The sequence below is a fragment of the Sphingobium sp. TKS genome, from assembly GCF_001563265.1.
Classification (GTDB): domain Bacteria; phylum Pseudomonadota; class Alphaproteobacteria; order Sphingomonadales; family Sphingomonadaceae; genus Sphingobium.
The window spans coordinates 2,209,237-2,225,854 of the sequence record NZ_CP005083.1; the positions used below are offsets into that span (position 1 = coordinate 2,209,237).

Below are 16,618 nucleotides of genomic sequence, written 5' to 3' on the forward strand. Positions count from 1 at the left end.
GTTGCCGGTCGACCTGCGATGCCCCCTTGGTTGTTTCCGCGCCGCTGTTCGCCCGAATGTTCAGTCTTGTTCGAGTTTGCTTTATGCGGGCGTCAAACTCCTGGTTCCAGTGCTTGCACGATTCCCTTCCGAGACTGAGGCTATGCGATTCCCGGCATCATAAAAGACCAATCTCTTCGCAGGCGTGATAGAATTTCTTTCTTTCCCTACCAGATCAGTAGAGTATCCAAATGGGGAAAACAGGGGGTTCCTCATGGATAAGAAAACAACGTGGCTCCTTGCCCTGGCGCTCGCTCCCGTTCCCGCTTTCGCGCAGGATGTCGAGGCCTCCAAGGCAGGCCATGCGGCAGATGACGAGATTGTCGTGACCGGCACCCGCTTTGGAGATCGCACGGTCACGACGTCGCCCGTCCCGATCGACTCGCTTCGCGGGGACGATCTTCGTGCCTCGGGGTATCAGGAAACCACCGAGGTGCTCCGCCAGCTGGCCCCGTCGTTCTCCTTCGCCACGCCGACGACTCCCGACGGCAACACCCATATCCACTCCGCGTCGCTGCGCGGGCTGTCGCCCGACGAGACGCTGGTGCTGGTGAACGGCAAGCGCCTTCACAACGCCGCCTGGGTCAACACCGGCGGGACGATCGGCAAGGGGGCGACCCCGACCGACCTCAACCAGATTCCAGCCGCCGCTATCGGCCGGATCGAGATCCTGCGCGACGGCGCCTCGGCCCAATATGGCTCCGACGCGATCGCCGGTGTCATCAATATCCTGCTGCGCGAGGATACGGCGATCCATGGGACGGCGAGCGCGGGCACGACCTATGACGGGGGAGGGGACGCCTACGAATTCTCACTCGGCGGCGGCATCAAGCTCGGCGACGATGGCTTCATCAATGCGACCGGCTATTATCGCGACCATAAGGGCGCGAACCGGGCGTTGCCAGACACCCGCCAATTCTACTTCGGCCTCTCGCCGACCGGCACGCCGCAGCCCCTCTCGGCGCGCTACGGCGCGGGTCTCGGCCTCACTCCGCCCGGCGGCGTGGCCGGCACCACGATCGATCCGCGCGAGGCGACCGTCAACCGCAATGTCTGGCGCTTCGCCGACGAGGGCGACACCAAGGACGCAAGCGCCGTCGTCAATCTGAAGAAGCCGATCGGCGACGCCGAGCTCTATGGCTTTGGCGGCTATCGCGAGAGCAAGGCGCATTCGAACGCCTCCTTCCGCCGCGCCGGCCAGGACGAGAATGTCCGCGCGATCTTTCCCGACGGCTTCCTGCCCTTCGTCGACACCAAGAGCATCGACTATTCGGCGGGGCTCGGGCTGCGCGGCGACCTTTCGGGCTGGGATTGGGACCTGTCGTCGGTCTATGGCGGCAACAGCATCGAATACCGGCCCAACAACACGCTCAACGCGACGCTCGGCGCGGCGAGCCCGACCAGTTTCTACGCCGGCAAGTTCACCAACTGGCAGTCAACGACAGACCTCACCTTCTCGCGCGATTTCGACGCGGGGCTGGCGGCCCCGATCGGCCTCGCGGTCGGCGCGGAGCTTCGCTACGACGGCTACAAGATCTCGCCCGGCGAACCCGACAGCTATGCCTTCGGCACTTCGCGCGTGCTTGACGGCCCCAGTGCCGGCGCCATTCCGACGATCGGATCGCAGGGCTTCGCCGGCATCCAGCCCGGCGACGCGGTCGATGTCGACCGCCATGCGATCGGCGCCTTTGCCGAGCTCAACACCGAGGTGGTGAAGGGCTGGCAGGTGAACCTCGCCGGCCGCTACGAGGATTATAGCGACTTCGGCGACACCTGGAACGGCCAGGCCTCGACGCGAATCCAGCTGCCCGCGGGCTTCGCGCTGCGCGGTTCGGTCAGCACCGGCTTCCACGCTCCTTCGCTCGCCCAGCAATATTTCAGCTCGACGAGCAGCCGGACCATCGTCAACAACACGACGGGGTTTCCCGAGTTCGTGCTTGTGCGGACAGCGCCCGTGGGTTCGGCGCTTGCCCAGGCGCTCGGCGCGCAGGATCTCAAGCCCGAAAAATCCACCAGCTTTGGCGGCGGCCTGACCTATGCGGGCGGCGGGCTCACCGCCTCGGTCGACTATTATCATATCGACATCGACGATCAGATCACGCTCTCCTCCAACTATGTCGACGCGTCGGGCAGGCGCGCGCTCCGCGATTATCTCGCCTCGATCGGGATACCGGGGGTGACCAGCGTGCGCTACTTCACCAATGCGATCGACACCCGCACCCAGGGCGTCGATGTGACGGCCGCCTATACGACCGATCTGCGGGACTGGGGCGCGCTGCGCCTGAGCGCGGCCTATAATTACAACCAGGTTCGTCTCCGCCGGGTCGGCGCAACGCCCACACAGATCACCGCGCTGGGGATCACCACGCCGCTCTTCGACATCAACGAGCGCACCCGCATCGAGCATGGCCAGCCGCGTGACAAGATCGCGCTGGGAGCGAACTGGAAGGTCGGTCCGATCACGTTCGATGCGCGCACCACGCGCTACGGCCGGGTCGAGCAGGTGGCGCTCACCAACCAGACGCCGGCCAATGTCGCACTGATCGCGCAGGGCTCGACGCCATTCCGAACGGTGCCGACCGAATCCGGCACTGCCGGCAATGTCGACGTGATCCAACGTCTCAAGGCCAAATGGGTGACCGATTTCAGCTTCACCGGCGAGGTGACGCCCAATATCACCGCCACCGTGGGCGCCAACAACATCTTCAACGTCTATCCGACCAAGAACATCGCCTCGACGCCGCTGCTCACCGGTGCCGACACGTTCGGCGTCTTCCCCTATAGCGAGTTCTCGCCCTTCGGCTTCAGCGGGGCCTTCTATTATGCGCGGGTGGGGTTCAGCTTCTGATGTCGGGCAATGAAGGATTTGCCCTGACCCGCCGCGACTGGCTGGCGGCGGGTGGCGTTGCGCTTCTCGCCGGCGCGCCGGCCCTCGCGGGCACCCCGACCGGATCCGGTGCGACCCAACCGATACGGCTTGATCTCAACGAAAATGCCTTCGGCCCCTCGCCGAAGGTCGGCCGGGCGATAGCGGCCCATCTCAGAGGCCTCGAACGCTATGTCGGCCAGAGCGAGGTCGACGCACTTGTTGGGCAGATCGCCGCGCTCGAACGGGTAAGCCCCGAACAGGTGGTGATCGGCGAGGTGCTCGAGCCGCTCGGGCTCTACCTTGCGCGCCAGCGGCCCGGCGGCGGCAACTTCGTCTATTCGTCGCCGGGCTATACCGCGCTGATCGATGCAGGCGCCCCGCTCGGCGGCATCGGCATCGCGGTTCCCCTCAATGAGCGCCTCGAGAACGACCTGCCCGCGCTGGCGCGTGCTGTCGACGATCGGACCCTCGCAGTCAGCCTGGTCAACCCGCATAATCCCTCCGGCACCATCAACGACCGAGACGCCCTCGACAGCTTCATCCGGGACATATCGAAGCGGACCCTCGTCATCGTCGACGAAGCCTATCTCGAATATGACGATCTCGCGCAGCGAAGCGCGATCAGACTCGCGCGCGAGGGCGCTAATGTCCTCGTCTTCCGCACGCTTGCGAAGATCTATGGCTTGGCCGGTCTCTCGATCGGCTATGCCGTGGCCCCTGCATCATTGGCGCAAGCCTTGCGCGCAGCGGGAATCGGCGCCCCGCATTCCCTTAGCCGCCTTGCGCTGGTGGCAGCATCAGCGGCGCTGGGAGATCAGGCCCATCTCCGCGACATACGTGCGCGTACCGCCGCTGAACGAACGCGGCTCACGCGAGTACTCGACAGTCTCAGCCTCGAGCATACGGACAGCAAAGCGAATTTCATTTTCTTTCGCTCGCCCCATGTGACCGACCTTCGCGGCCGACTCGCAGCCGCCGGAATTGAGGTGGGAAGGGCGTTTCCGCCCTTGTCCGAATGGATTCGCATCACCGTAGGCCTACCGCGCGAAAATGAGGCGGTCATTGCTGTGCTGAACGGCCTCCACGGATAGCCCGAAGAGATATCTGCGGTTATTCGTCCTTCCGCTCGTGGGGCTGACCGATGCAATCAGTCGTCCCGTTCCCGCTTCACGATTTGCAACGTCTCTGGAGTGAGCTTCAAATCGAATTTTCCGGCTGCCCGGTTCGTCGTTCGCGCATCATCGACTTCCCAGCGCGGTCCGTCATCGTCGAGTTCGATTTCTTCCCAGCTGGCAAAGCCGTTTGCCTTCAGGACCGCCTCTATCGCCGTCCGCTCCTGGGCGGTCGGCGCCCTGTCTGCCAACGCAGGGGTCGCAGCGACGAATGTGGTACCCGCGATCACGGCCGCCAATTGCCTTCTCACCTTTTCTCTCCCTCGATTCAGGACCGGACTATAACTTGAGGACTATCGTCAGGTTCCTGGATCGAGAATGATGATTTCTGAAGACCAACCCCTCGCGACACTTCCATTGTGCGCCAAGGCGCCAACTGCCAATTATCAGATGCCTCTCGGAACGATCAAAACCGCCATGGCCAATCGCCTATCCCACGTGGGCCCTCCCACGGCCTGTCCGAGCGCTGACTGCTCGACAACGATCGTCGAGCGCAACCGCAGTCAGCGATTCGCCGCCACGCGCCGTTTCATCACCCAATCTCTAGCCGTCCGTCGTCAAGGCGCCATGCCTTGTCGCAGGAGATGCCAATGCAGAGGCGATGCTGACGTTCGAGGTTTCGATCCGCTGGATTCGTTCGTCGCAGCCGCAATTCGCGCCGGCGGCCGATCCCGTTCGCGGCCAACGCTCACGCCGCGACGGCGGATGTCCGAAATGCCGCCGGTATGCCGCCGTGAAGGCCGCGGCATTTGTGAAGCCTACCCTGTAGCCCGCCTCAGCGATGCCGAGACCATGCTCTACGATGAGAATATCCGCCATCGCCAACTTGTGGGCCCGAACATAGCCGAAGATCGTCGTCCCGAACGCCTGCTTGAATTCTCGCTGGAGACTCGTGACGTTGGTACCAACCATCCGAGCAAGGTCGAGCGTCTTGGGAGGATGTGTCAGCGAATTGTCCAGGATATCCCGCGCGTCGCACAGCCGCTGGGTTCGACGCCGGCCAAGAAGTCGGCCAAAATCCTCCTCGTCGCGCATTCGCGCGCTTGCCTCGACAACGAAACGCAGGGCCAGGCTCTCCTGGTAAAGCCGCCCGAGCTGTCCGCCGTAACTGGGGTGGAAGAGCTCGCCCGCGAGCGCAGCTAGTACGAGCGGCGGCTGACGGATGACCTCGTCGGCACCGGGATCGATTAAGCCGCGGAAAGCAGCCAAGCCGGCGTCCGAGACATCACCCTCGAAACGCTCGAAGAAGGTGGGCTTGATGGTAAGTGCAAAAGCTCGATTGCGCTGGCCAGTGCGATAGTGCCGCATGCAGCGGGTACGGGCACTGAAACCGATCAGCGCGACCTCGCCGACGACATGCCCGATCGGCGAACGGCGCGGAAGCAGCATGGGCTCCGTTTCGCCTTCGACGAGCAGGGCGCACATCAAGGAGCGCTCCACTTCCGCCTCATAGCTGCCGTCGCAAAGATAAACGAGATCATGAGCCGCCACGGCGAGACCCGGCTGTATGTCTTCTGCAACGACGGTGCCGCGCATCATCGGTGCATCGACATGCGTCATTGCCGCGTGCTGAACGGTAACGTGCATCGACCGTTCAGCGGCTTCCCGAAGAAGGTCGGAAGCGGAGAATTCGCCGGTTTTCCGGAACACTAGGCCCATCGCGGCGGCCCCTTCGCCATATTTCGTTGCGCGATACTTTTCGAACGTCTCGACATAGCCCAAGCGATAGCAGATCGCACGGACACTTGCTAATGCGAACAAGTCGCAGTCAGGCGACGGACGCTTGTCGCGTGGCCGGCGTCATCACGCGGCGCAGGCGGTGGTTCCCAATCCCTTCGATTGTGCCGCTTCGCGCAGCACAGGGGGGTGGTTCACTGATGCCGTTTCGTTCGCAGCTTTTCGTCACCGCCGGCGCGCTTGTCCTGCTGCCGACGAGCGCCGCCTGCGCTGCCGAACAAGACGGCGGCACGCTCGACGAGATCGTGGTGACTGCGGAGAAGTCGAACCGCAGCCTGCGCGAGACCGCGTCGAGCGTAACGGTCATCACCGATGAGGCGGCCGAACGCATGGGGGTCTACGGTACCAACGAGCTGCTCGACCGCATGACGAACCTCGTCAACATCAAGCCCGGCAATGCCGCCCCGACCGTGCGCGGCATCGACGGCACGGGTCCGGCGCAGGGATCCGACGCCTTTTTCGCGGGCACGCGCCCGCGGCTCAACTACCAGCTCGACGGCCGAACGCTCGGCTTCAACGAATCGATCTTCCAGAACGGGACGCTGTGGGACATTGGCCAGGTCGAGGTCTATCGCGGCCCGCAGAGCACCCTGCAGGGGCGCAATGCGATCGCCGGCACCATCGCGATCCGCACCGCCGATCCGACGTTCGATTGGGAAGGGCGGGCGCGCGCGCTCGTCGGCAGCCAGGACGAACGGCAGGTCTCCGGCGCGCTGTCCGGACCGATCGCGCCGGATCTGCTCGCCTTCCGTCTGAGCGCCGACTGGCGCCGCTCGCAAGCTTATGTCGACTTCACCCCCTACCCCGAAGAAGCGCATCCCGGACGCTTTCAGAACCTGACCCTGCGCGGCAAGCTGCTCTTCACGCCGACCCCTGACGTGCGCTCGCTCCTCACCGTCGCCTATGTCGATGGGCGGGCTCCGCAATCGGAATATGTGCTCGGGCCGGACTACAGCCAGAAGGTCCCGCAGTCGGCCCCGCAGCCGGTGTTTCGCTCGCGCAACACGACGGGTATCACGGACACGAGCTGGAGAGTCAGCGATATCGTCACCCTGCAGGCCTATTTGTCGGCGACGGATTTCAGGACCGATCGCTATGCGCCGGCCACGACCGGCAATGCCCGGATCGACGGCAGGGAATATGTCGCGGAACCCTTCGTCCGGCTGCGTTCGCCCGACGACCGGTTCAGCGGCTTCGTCGCGGCCTATATCTTCAGGACGCACCAGAGCGAGACGATCGATCTCTACGGCGGCGGCGCGTTCCGCGACCGCACCCGGACCACCGCCGCTTTCGGCGAGTTCACCGGCAAGCTCACCGACGCGCTGACGCTGGTGCTGGGCGGGCGCTACGAGGTCGAGCATCGCTTCCGCACCGGCTATGCCGGCCCCTTCCTCATCGACTTCGACGAGACCTATCGCGAGTTCCTGCCCAAGGCGACGCTGTCGCTGCGCGCCACCGATGCGATCACGGTCGGCGTCACCGCCGGGCGCGGCTATAATGGCGGCGGCGCGGGCTTCACCTACTATCCGCCCTATGTAAGCTACACCTACAAGCCCGAGTTCGTCTGGAACTATGAGGGCTTCCTGCGCAGCTCGCTCGCCGGCGGCAAGGTGACGCTGACCGCGAACGTCTTCTACAACGACTATAAGGGTCTCCAACTGCCCTACAGCCTCGGCGTCCTGTCGACGGTGATCCGCAACGCCGACAGGGCGACGACCTATGGCGCCGAGGCCGGGATCAGCTGGAACCCCTCGATGGGCAACCAGATCTACGCGAACGTCGGCCTCCTGAAGACCAGGGTGAACCGCTACGACGATCCCGCGGTTCAGGGGAACGACCTGCTGCACGCCCCGGCCTTCAGCAGCGATGTCGGGTTCAATGTCTCGCCCGATGGAAAGTTCGAGATGGGCGGCGACGTTCGCTACACTGATTCCTATTTTTCGGACGTGTTCAGCAACGCCCGCGGCAAGGTGAGCCCCTATGCCGTGCTCAATGGCCGGGTCGCCTACAATCTGGGACCCGCGCGCCTGTCGCTGTCGGTGCGCAACCTGCTGAACAGCGGCCATCCCGTCGACTATGTCATCTATGGCGGCGCGGTTTACGGCGCGACGATCCTCCAGCCGCGCACCGTGACCGGCGGCGTCGAGCTCCGGTTCTGATCGGGCCCGCAATGGCGATGTCGCAGACCACGATCCGGCGATGGTATCTCGTCCACAAATGGACGAGCCTCGTCTGCACGGTCTTCCTGCTGCTCCTCTGCCTGACCGGGCTGCCGCTGATCTTCCACGCCGAGATCGACGGGCTGACGCGGGCGCCGGCCATCCCGGCTGCGGTGAAGCCGGCGCCGCCGCCCAACCTCGACGCGATCGTGGCCGGGGCCCTAGCCAACCGGCCAGGCGAGGTGATGATGTTCCTCAGCCGCGATCCGGACAAGCCGATCTTCTATGCGATTACCGCGCCGCGCGTGGACTCGAAGGAAGAGGAGACGCACATCGCGCAGTTCGATGCGCGGACCGGCGTGCTGCTGATGGCGCCGCCGCTCGATACCGGCGTGATGCACTTCCTGCTGGAGCTGCATTCAAGCCTGCTGCTCGGCCTGCCCGGGGAAATGGTCATGGCGCTGGTCGGGCTGGTCTTTCTGGTCTCGCTGATCTCGGGCGCCGTGGTCTATGCGCCCTTCATGCGCAAGCTGGCCTTCGGGACAGTGCGCAAGGCCCGCAGCGCGCGCCTCAAGTGGCTCGACACGCACAACATGGTCGGCATCGTCGCGCTGGCCTGGCTGGCGGTGGTCGGCGCGACCGGGGTGATCACCGCGCTTTCGACGCCGATCGCCGGCGTCTGGCAGATGGGCCAGCTCGCCGAGATGACCGCGCCCTACAAGAACGCGCCGCCGCTTCGCCGGCTCGGATCGGTCGACCATGCGGCGCGAGTCGCCCACGCCGCCGCGCCTTCGACGTCGGTCAGCGTCATCGCCTGGCCCGGCACCTTCTTCAGCTCGAAGCACCATTATGCGGTGTTCCTCAGCGGCAACACGCCGCTAACCAGGAAGCTGATCAAACCCGCGCTGGTCGATGCGGAGACCGGCAAGCTCACCGCGATCGAGGAGATGCCGCTCTATGTGAAGACGCTGTTCCTCTCGCAGCCGCTCCACTTCGGCGACTATGGCGGCCTTCCGCTCAAGATCATCTGGGCGCTGCTCGATATCGCCGCGATCGTAGTGCTCGGAACCGGAATCTATCTCTGGCTCGGCCGCCGCCGCGTGCCGATCGAGAAGCGTATCATGGAACTGAACAGTGGCGGCGTGCTGGAGCCTGCAGAGTAATGAGCGACCGCAGGAGCGTTTCGCAGACCAACTGGCGCGTCTTCCGCTGGCCGTTGCTGATCGGAATCATGAGCTTCGTCGGCCTCCTGTCCGCGCTCGTCGGCGATGGCTGGTATGACGCGCTGTCCTGGCTCTGCCTCGGCGCTTGCGTGTTCCTCATGGTCGTGGCCTGGCGGGGATGGTCCGCGAAATGACGGACGTTCGCCATGCCGATCCGTTCGCGGTGATCGCCGACGAGCGCATCGCGGACGTGCTGCGCCGTCTCTACCGCGAGGCCAATCGTCAGCACTTCTCCGTCGTCCGCCATCTGTCGCGCCACGCGCTGTCCTTCCTGCGCGGCAGGGCGGTCGACTTTCCGATGGCCGAGATGGCCGGGTTCTGGAGCGACAAATATATCGCCATCGTCGAACCGCAGGGCGCCTTCTGCTACCTGACAGCCCGCGCGCGCCGAGCTCGGACAATCGTCGAGTTCGGCACGTCGTTCGGCGTCTCGACGCTGTGGCTCGCAGCGGCCGTCAAGGCGAACGGCGGCGGAACGGTCGTCACGACCGAAATCGTGCCGGAAAAGGCTGCCGTCGCACGCCAAAATTTTGAGGAGGCCGGCGTCGCCGACATCATCGACCTTCGCGTCGGCGATGCGCTCGAGAGCCTTCGGGAGGAGCCATCCGACATCGACTTTCTGCTGAACGACGGCTTTCCCATGCTCGCGCTCGACGTCGTGCAGTTGCTTGCACGGCGCATGCGCCCCGGCGCGGTGGTGTTGACCGACGACGTCGGCGGGCTGGCGGGCAACTTCCGCGACTATGTCGCCTGGCTTCGCGATCCCGCCAACGGGTTCGATTCCACCCTGCTGCCGCTCAAGGGCGGCAGCGAATATTCGGTGCGGAGATAGGAATGACCGATACTGCCTCACTCCGCTGGCTGCGCCTGGCCGGAATCGCCGGCATCGTAGGGGCGATCCTCTGGACGCTCGGCGATGCGCTCATCGTCGGAGGAAAGGCGGCCGCGGCGGACTACCCGCTGCTCTTCCAGACCTATGCTCACCAGATCGAGCCCGATCTCGCGGCCGCGATGGTTTCGTCCTCGGAGACGCGACTGGCGGCCGGCGCCCTCGTCGCCGACATCGGTATCGTCTTCTACCTCGCCGGAAGCTGGCATCTGTTTCGCGGCCTGCTGCCGGCGGGCGCCAAATGGGCATGGCCAATCTTCGCATTGTTCATCTGCGGCAATGCCTGGTCGCCGCTCGGACACGCAGCCTTTTACTATCTGGGCATGGCCTACAAGACAGTGCTGGTGACGCCGCCAGCCGCGCACCAGGCGCTGCTCGATCTCGCCGCGCGTTTCCATGCCGTGCTGCTGATCGCCTGGCTGCTGCCGATCGTCACGCTCGGTCTCGCACTGCTCGGGCTCGGGGTCGTCATCGCATTCGGCCGGACGGCTTGGCCACGCTGGTTCGCGCTGATCGCCAATCCGGTGTCGCTGGTGCTGCTCGGCATGGTGATCGCATTCATCTCGCCCAAGCCAGTCTCGATCTGGCTCGACGGTGCGGCATTCAATCTCGGCTGGCTGGCAGTCTATACCCTATCGACGATTCTGCTCTGGAAAGGAGAGCGACGGACGTGCCCGCGTTGAGGGCTGCGGACTGAGGTTCCTTAACATGGGAATGGGCAAGTACGAGGCTGCCGGCGCATTCCTGAGAAGGTGGCGAGGCGGCAATGCCGCGGAGGACGTCGAACTGGGTCGCGCAGATCGAGGGCATCACCGCCGGACGACTGCCGCGCGGCGCGGCCGAGCCGCGGTGGTCGTGCGGGACGTGTCGCACTCATAACTCGACCGGGATGAGTCGCATCCGCATGGCCGATTCACCCGAACCGCATCGACAGCTCGACATCACCGCCGAACGGCACCGACATGTAGCCGTGATCGGGCGAGCGGACCCGCGCCAGATAGTCCTGGCTCCAGTCGGCGTTGTCGGCGACGATGAAGGCGCCGGGACGCAGGCGGCCCTCGACCAGCGCCAGCACGGCCGGATAGAGGCCTTTCGCGCCATCGAGCAGCAGGATGTCGATCCGGTCGGGCAGGTCGCGCGCCAGCGTCTCCAGCGCGTCGCCCTCGCGCAGCTCGATCAGATCGGCGAGGCCGCCGGCCGCGAAGTTTGCGCGCGCGCGCGCAACCTTGGACGGCTCGAACTCGCTGGTGATGAGCCGCCCGCCGCCATTGTCGCGGAGTGCGGCGGCAAGATGGAGGGTCGAGATGCCGAACGAGGTTCCGAACTCGACGATGCTCTTTGCGCCGGTCGAGCGGCCCAGCATGTAGAGAAGCGCGGCGGTCTCGCGCGAGACGGCCAGGTGCGCGTCCTTCATCCGCGTGTAGAACGCGCGGTAATCGGTCTTGCTCGCCATCATCGCGGCGCGCTCGTCTTCCGGCATCTCCATGATGGTCGGCAGCACTTGCGCGGTGGTCGCTTCGGCATCGGCGAACAGCCGGTCAAGCAGCGGGGCCAAGGGTGTGGCTGTGAGGGTCGTCATGAGGAGTCTCCGAATTGGTGGGAGGCGCTAGGATGGCCGCGCCAGAGCCTGGTAATCCTTGAGCGTGATCGGTTGGACCAGCAGGCCCAGGTCCGGGACGCCATTCGGGTGGCCAGGATCGTCCGGCGCCGTGGACTCGCCCAGCGTGTCCAAGGCCTCGGCGCTGACCGCCAGCGCGCTGTCCGCGTGGCATAGTCGCGCAGCTCGGCTTCGTAGGCGGCCGCGGCGGCCTCGAAGTCGCCTCGGTGGGCGGCAAGCTCTCCGGCGAGGATGTAGGCGCCGACCATCGCGACGCTCGTGCCCTGGCCCGTGGCCGGCGACACGCAGTAGCCGGCGTCGCCCACCAGGACGACGCGCCCGCGCGACCAGCGGTCCATGCGAATCTGGCTCATCGTGTCGAAATAGAAATCGGGCGCGGCCCACATATGCTCGACGATCTGCGGGAATATCCATCCCGCGCCGGCGACCTGATCGGCCACCAGCCGCTTCTGCGCATCAACGTCACGATAGTCGTAGCGCGGCTGCTCGGCATCGAAGCCGAAGCCGAAGCCGATATAGGTTCTGACGTCGAGGTCGGCGCGCAGGCCGAGAACGCCGCCGAAGATGCCGGCGTGCTGATGGAAGACCTGCAAGCGATCGAGGCCGAGGAAGTTCGGCATCGGGAAGACGGCCAGGCACCCGCCGATATAGCGGATGAACTCCGCCTCGGGTCCGAAGGCGAGGCGGCGCACGCCCGAGTGCAAGCCGTCCGCGCCGATCACCAGATCGAAGCGGCGGGGCGGGGCGCTGGCGAAGGTGACGTCAACGCCGCCCTCGTCCTGGGCGAGCGCGGTGATCCGGTCGCCGAACAGATACTCGACCGCGCCCGCGGCGCGGTAGAGGACGTCGCACAGCGCGTCGCGCAGGATCTCGACGTCGGGGCTGTCGAAGCGTCCGCCGGTCAGCGTGCGCTCGGTGCTTCGGAAAATCTCCTTGCCGTCGCCATCGACCACCGACATCCCGGTCTGACCCGTGCTGCGCTGGCGGAACGTGTCCAGCACGCCCATCCGCTCGGCGACCTCCAGGGCCGGGCCGCGCACGTCGAGCGCCTGTCCGCCCGGACGCAGATGCGGCGCGCGCTCCACCACCGTCACCTTGAAGCCATAGCGGACGAGCCAATGAGCGACGGTGAGGCCCGCAACGCCGGCGCCGGAGATGAGCACATTCACATCATTCTTCATCATCGATCACTCTTTGCTGGCAGCGGCTCGAAACGGATCAGTCGAGACCCGTCTTGCCGGGCGCCCAATAGGCTTTGGCGAGGATGCGGGCCGAGCTGACACCAGCAGCCTTCAGGGCGCGGCTTATCCGCTGGATCGACTGCGCCTTGCCGGTGAGGATGAAGCGGACGTCGGCGTCGGCGGCGCGGCGCACGATTTCGACTTCGACGTCGCCCAGATGCGCGTCGCCGGGGCGGCGCTCGCTCACCGTCGCCGTGACGCCCAGCCGGGCGAGAACCGGCGCGCATTCGGCGGCAGAACTCGCCTCGAACAGGAACGTGCCTTCGCCAAGGCCGGCGACGGACGCCGCCAGGCCGAACGAGGTCTCGTCGCCGAATAGGACGAAGCGGCTGCTCAGGTCCGCGAGGTCGAGGGAGGCGCGCGGGCCGAAGAACTGGCATTGCTGTCCGGCCGCCAGCAACCGAATCCAGGCGCTGGCCGGCCCGTCGCCATGCAGCCAGGCGAGGATCGAAGTCGCGCCGCCCGCGGCGTCTCAGGCGATCGGCGTATAGGTGCGCGCCGTCAGGCCGCCGCCGATCTTGATCTGAATCTTCTGTCCCGGCCGCCACGCCGCGCCGCGCAATCCTTCACCCGTAAACCCGATCAGGCGGAAGCGATCGGACAGCGCTTCGACGGAGGCGACGGTCGCGGACCGCATCAGCCATCGGACCAGGGCGCGGGTCAGCCGACCATCGGTCTGCGGCGGGGTCGCCATATCGGCGCCAGCGGTCTCCCTGCTCAACGGATAATCTCCTCGGTCGGGCGTCTTGCCTCCTCACATAAATACGACTAATTCGTCGCATTTACTATTCGCGTTCCCGAGACCGCCATGACCAGTCCAGCAACGTTGCGCATTTCCTCGCGAAAGCAGCCCAAACAGGAGCGGTCGCGCCAGCTCGTCACAGACATTCTGGCGGCCGCAGGTCGCGTTCTGGCGCGCGGGGGCGCGCGCCGATTCACCGCCGCGCGAGTCGCCGAGGAGGCCGGGGTCAGCGTCGGGTCGCTCTACCAGTATTTCCCCAACAAGGAGGCGATCCTGTTCCGCCTCCAGGCCGACGAGTGGAAGGCGACCGGCGGGCTGCTGGCAGGCATCCTCGCCGATGCGTCGCTGGCGCCGCTCGATCGCCTGCGCGTGGCGGTCCGCGAATTCGTGCGATCCGAATGCGAGGAGGCCGGAATGCGTATCGCGCTGGGCGACGCGGAGCCGCTCTACCGCGATGCGCCCGAGGCGCGCACGCTTCGCCTCGCCACCATGCGGACAGTGCGCGCATTCATGCGCGAAGCCCTTCCTCATGCGCCCGAGTCCAGGCGTCTGGTCGCGGCGGACATCATCATGATGTCGCTGGCCGCGGTGGGCAAGCAGGTGTCGGAGGACGGATATGCCCCCGCCGCGATCGACGCCCGGGCCAGCGCGCTCGGAGACATGTTCTGCGCCTATCTTGAAAATATGGACGCGAACGCCGTCGCCGGCCAGCGGCCGAGAGCGCGCGGCCAAGCCCGTCCGACATGAATGCGGCTGGCGCCGATCCATGCTGCCCTCCTGTACGGCGGTCATGGAATCGCCTGCGTGGCGGGCCGCTCGATCGTCAGCGCCATCATGATCCGCGTCGAGCAGAGCGCGCAGTCGAGGGCGGTCGCCGCGCCTTCGGGACAGTCGATGTCAGCGGGCCTTGGCCTTGATCCATCGAGCAGGCCGAGCAGCAGATGCTCGTCGTCGGATAGCGCCGGCGATTTGCCCACCGTCATGGGCCGGCCGAGCGCCGCTTCGTAAAACAGGATCAGGCTATCGAAGACGGGCGCGAGCATCGCGCAGTCATGCGCCGCGAGCGTCCTTGAAAGGCACGGCTGGACCGATCTCCCGCTGTCGCGCGCCTCCCGCCAGCATCGCGCCGTGTCGATCAGGATCGCGGCCGGGAGGATTAAAGGGCTTGGCGATGGCGAAAGGGCATAGGTCATCCGGCGTCACTTTCCTGCGTGGATCCCCTTTCTCTTCTTGAGAATTATTCGCAACTGGCTATCGGATCACAACGCCGCGTGCAAGGAGAGGCGCGTTGGCCCGTGTGGATCGCGGGTCGGCCAGGAACCGAAGTTAATACATCACTTGGTTCCCTGCAGGTCTCCATCGAGTTCGAGAGGTGCCGTGGCCGATGCCAACGAGCGCCGGTTCTGGGCGACAAGGTCGCGATCCCAAGCGGCGGCGGCGCCGCATCGTTCATCTCTGCCCCCGAAATCTCGATTCAAACCGCCTTTCGGCCCCATTCGCGGTTGATGCCGAGCGCGGCCAGGGTGCAGACGGCGCCCGAAAGGAGATAGGCGCCCACGGCAAGCAGTCCGAAGTGGGAGGCAAGAAGGAGCGCCGCCAGTGGCGCAAAGCCCGCGCCGATGAGCCATGCGGCGGTCGCGGTGGTGCCAGCGCCGGTGTAGCGGTGCCTGGACGAAAAGCTCCCGTTCACGACGCCGGACGATTGTCCGAAGGCGAGGCCGAGCAGCAGGAATCCAAGCAGCATATAGGTCCACTCGCCAGCACTGCCCTTCGACAGCAGCTGGGGCGCAAACCCGCTATAGGCTGCAATGAGCGCGGCCGACACGCCGAGCACCGTCCGCCGTCCGATCCGATCCGCGAAGAGGCCGGAAAGCACGACCGCTAACACGCCCACCACGGCGCCGACGATCTCGATCACGAGAAAGCGAACGGGGGGTTCATGCGTATTGAGCATGACCCACGACAGGGGAAATACGGTGACGAGATGGAAGAGGGCGAAGCTCGCGAGCGGCGCGAAGGCGCCGAGCACGACGGTGCGCCATTCGTCCCGGAACATCTCCAGCACCGGCGACGGCTGGAGTTCCCGGCTTTCGTACAGCCGCTCGAACCCGGGTGTCGAAATCAGGCGGAGCCTGGCAAACAGGGCGACGACATTGATCGCGAACGCCACGAAGAAGGGATAGCGCCAGCCCCATTCGAGAAAGTCGGCCGTCGACAGGGTCGTCAGCAGGAACGCGAAGACGGCGGATGCGACCAGCAGGCCCAGCGGTGCGCCAAGCTGCGGGATCATCGCAAACCAGCCGCGCCGCTCTGGCGGCGCATTGAGAGAAAGCAGCGAGGGCAGGCCGTCCCACGTCCCTCCGGTGGCGAACCCCTGACCGAGCCGAAAGAGGCCGAGCAAAAGGACGGCGAAGATACCGGCTGTGTGATAGCTCGGCAGGAACGCCATCGACATCGTCGATCCGCCGAGGAGAAAGAGCGCGATCGTCAGCTTCACGCCTCGGCCGTGGCGGCGATCGATCCAGAGAAACAGGAACGCGCCCACAGGACGGGCGATGAATGCGAGCGCGAACATCGCAAACGAGTAAAGTGTTCCGGTCAGCGCATCGACGAAGGGAAAGATGACGCTCGGGAAAACCAGCACCGACGCGATCGCGTACACGAAGAAATCGAAGAATTCCGAGGTGCGGCCGATCACGACTCCGACGGCGATTTCGCCCGGTTTGACACGGTGCTCGCGCGCGTTGACGAGCCGCGCGTCGCGCTCCAGGGGGGTGGAACTGGCCGGTCCCATGGTCGTGCTCACCATCCCGTGCTTTCCTCATCCCAGATCAAAATGTAGTGTGCGCCAGCAGTTTAACACCGACGCGAAGATTCGCGATCTGTTTAATGACGATGGCCGACTCGCGATGGCGATCACTTGATTCCC

16 protein-coding genes are annotated in these 16,618 nt (G+C 65.4%); 8 read left to right on the forward strand and 8 right to left on the reverse strand.

From position 1 onward, the window contains the following. The first annotated feature begins 253 nt into the window (after positions 1–253). Together K426_RS11040 and K426_RS11045 are read left to right on the forward strand one after the other, a co-directional pair. Complete coding sequence (locus K426_RS11040) at positions 254–2,887, forward strand: TonB-dependent receptor plug domain-containing protein (protein WP_066556885.1); 2,634 nt, start codon at positions 254–256, stop codon at positions 2,885–2,887. After that, positions 2,887–3,999 (forward strand): pyridoxal phosphate-dependent aminotransferase, encoded by a 1,113-nt coding sequence (locus K426_RS11045; RefSeq protein WP_237229773.1) that lies wholly within the window; start codon positions 2,887–2,889, stop codon positions 3,997–3,999. Before K426_RS11040 ends, K426_RS11045 begins: the two co-directional genes overlap by 1 nt. Before the next feature lie 56 nt (positions 4,000–4,055). Here K426_RS11045 and K426_RS11050 read toward each other — a convergent pair whose 3' ends face one another. Both K426_RS11050 and K426_RS11055 read right to left on the reverse strand, forming a co-directional pair. Next, positions 4,056–4,331, reverse strand: coding sequence for a PepSY domain-containing protein (locus K426_RS11050; RefSeq protein WP_066556888.1), 276 nt, complete (start codon positions 4,329–4,331; stop codon positions 4,056–4,058). Between the two features lie 292 nt (positions 4,332–4,623). Then, a complete protein-coding gene (locus K426_RS11055; protein ID WP_066556890.1) occupies positions 4,624–5,802 on the reverse strand; it encodes a helix-turn-helix transcriptional regulator in 1,179 nt (392 codons plus the stop codon). A gap of 155 nt (positions 5,803–5,957) precedes the next feature. Between K426_RS11055 and K426_RS11060 the strand changes: the two genes are divergently transcribed. Genes K426_RS11060 through K426_RS11080 form a run of 5 tightly spaced genes read left to right on the forward strand, consistent with a single transcriptional unit; the run spans position 5,958 to position 10,771 of the window. Further along, positions 5,958–7,976 (forward strand): TonB-dependent receptor, encoded by a 2,019-nt coding sequence (locus K426_RS11060; protein WP_066556899.1) that lies wholly within the window; start codon positions 5,958–5,960, stop codon positions 7,974–7,976. Between the two features lie 11 nt (positions 7,977–7,987). Beyond that, positions 7,988–9,139: a PepSY-associated TM helix domain-containing protein gene (locus K426_RS11065; RefSeq protein WP_237229775.1), complete on the forward strand. Its 1,152-nt coding sequence runs from the start codon at positions 7,988–7,990 to the stop codon at positions 9,137–9,139. Beyond that, entirely contained in the window at positions 9,139–9,333 is a 195-nt protein-coding gene (locus tag K426_RS11070; RefSeq protein WP_066556901.1) for a hypothetical protein, read from the forward strand. The genes K426_RS11065 and K426_RS11070 overlap by 1 nt, the downstream gene beginning before the upstream one ends. Beyond that, complete coding sequence (locus K426_RS11075) at positions 9,330–10,031, forward strand: O-methyltransferase (RefSeq protein WP_066561681.1); 702 nt, start codon at positions 9,330–9,332, stop codon at positions 10,029–10,031. The genes K426_RS11070 and K426_RS11075 overlap by 4 nt, the downstream gene beginning before the upstream one ends. A gap of 2 nt (positions 10,032–10,033) precedes the next feature. Beyond that, positions 10,034–10,771, forward strand: a complete 738-nt coding sequence (locus K426_RS11080) for a DUF6796 family protein (protein ID WP_066556904.1) — start codon at positions 10,034–10,036, stop codon at positions 10,769–10,771. Between the two features lie 230 nt (positions 10,772–11,001). Here K426_RS11080 and K426_RS11085 read toward each other — a convergent pair whose 3' ends face one another. The 4 genes from K426_RS11085 to K426_RS32125 all read right to left on the reverse strand — a co-directional run bounded on the left by K426_RS11085 (position 11,002) and on the right by K426_RS32125 (position 13,668). Beyond that, entirely contained in the window at positions 11,002–11,667 is a 666-nt protein-coding gene (locus K426_RS11085; RefSeq protein WP_066556907.1) for an O-methyltransferase, read from the reverse strand. Then, positions 11,664–12,890: an FAD-dependent monooxygenase gene (locus tag K426_RS11090; RefSeq protein WP_145907282.1), complete on the reverse strand. Its 1,227-nt coding sequence runs from the start codon at positions 12,888–12,890 to the stop codon at positions 11,664–11,666. The genes K426_RS11085 and K426_RS11090 overlap by 4 nt, the downstream gene beginning before the upstream one ends. Before the next feature lie 34 nt (positions 12,891–12,924). Next, positions 12,925–13,347 (reverse strand): SIP domain-containing protein, encoded by a 423-nt coding sequence (locus tag K426_RS32120; RefSeq protein WP_197672701.1) that lies wholly within the window; start codon positions 13,345–13,347, stop codon positions 12,925–12,927. A gap of 72 nt (positions 13,348–13,419) precedes the next feature. Beyond that, entirely contained in the window at positions 13,420–13,668 is a 249-nt protein-coding gene (locus tag K426_RS32125) for a hypothetical protein (RefSeq protein ID WP_197672702.1), read from the reverse strand. An 87-nt stretch (positions 13,669–13,755) separates the two neighbouring features. Here K426_RS32125 and K426_RS11100 point away from each other — a divergent pair, with 87 nt between their 5' ends. Continuing rightward, on the forward strand, positions 13,756–14,436 hold the full coding sequence (locus K426_RS11100; RefSeq protein WP_066556909.1) for a TetR family transcriptional regulator: 681 nt from the start codon (positions 13,756–13,758) through the stop codon (positions 14,434–14,436). A 41-nt stretch (positions 14,437–14,477) separates the two neighbouring features. Here K426_RS11100 and K426_RS11105 read toward each other — a convergent pair whose 3' ends face one another. Both K426_RS11105 and K426_RS11110 read right to left on the reverse strand, forming a co-directional pair. Beyond that, positions 14,478–14,882 (reverse strand): hypothetical protein, encoded by a 405-nt coding sequence (locus tag K426_RS11105; RefSeq protein ID WP_066556911.1) that lies wholly within the window; start codon positions 14,880–14,882, stop codon positions 14,478–14,480. A 281-nt stretch (positions 14,883–15,163) separates the two neighbouring features. Then, positions 15,164–16,483 (reverse strand): MFS transporter, encoded by a 1,320-nt coding sequence (locus K426_RS11110; RefSeq protein WP_066561682.1) that lies wholly within the window; start codon positions 16,481–16,483, stop codon positions 15,164–15,166. Between the last annotated feature and the right edge of the window lie 135 nt (positions 16,484–16,618).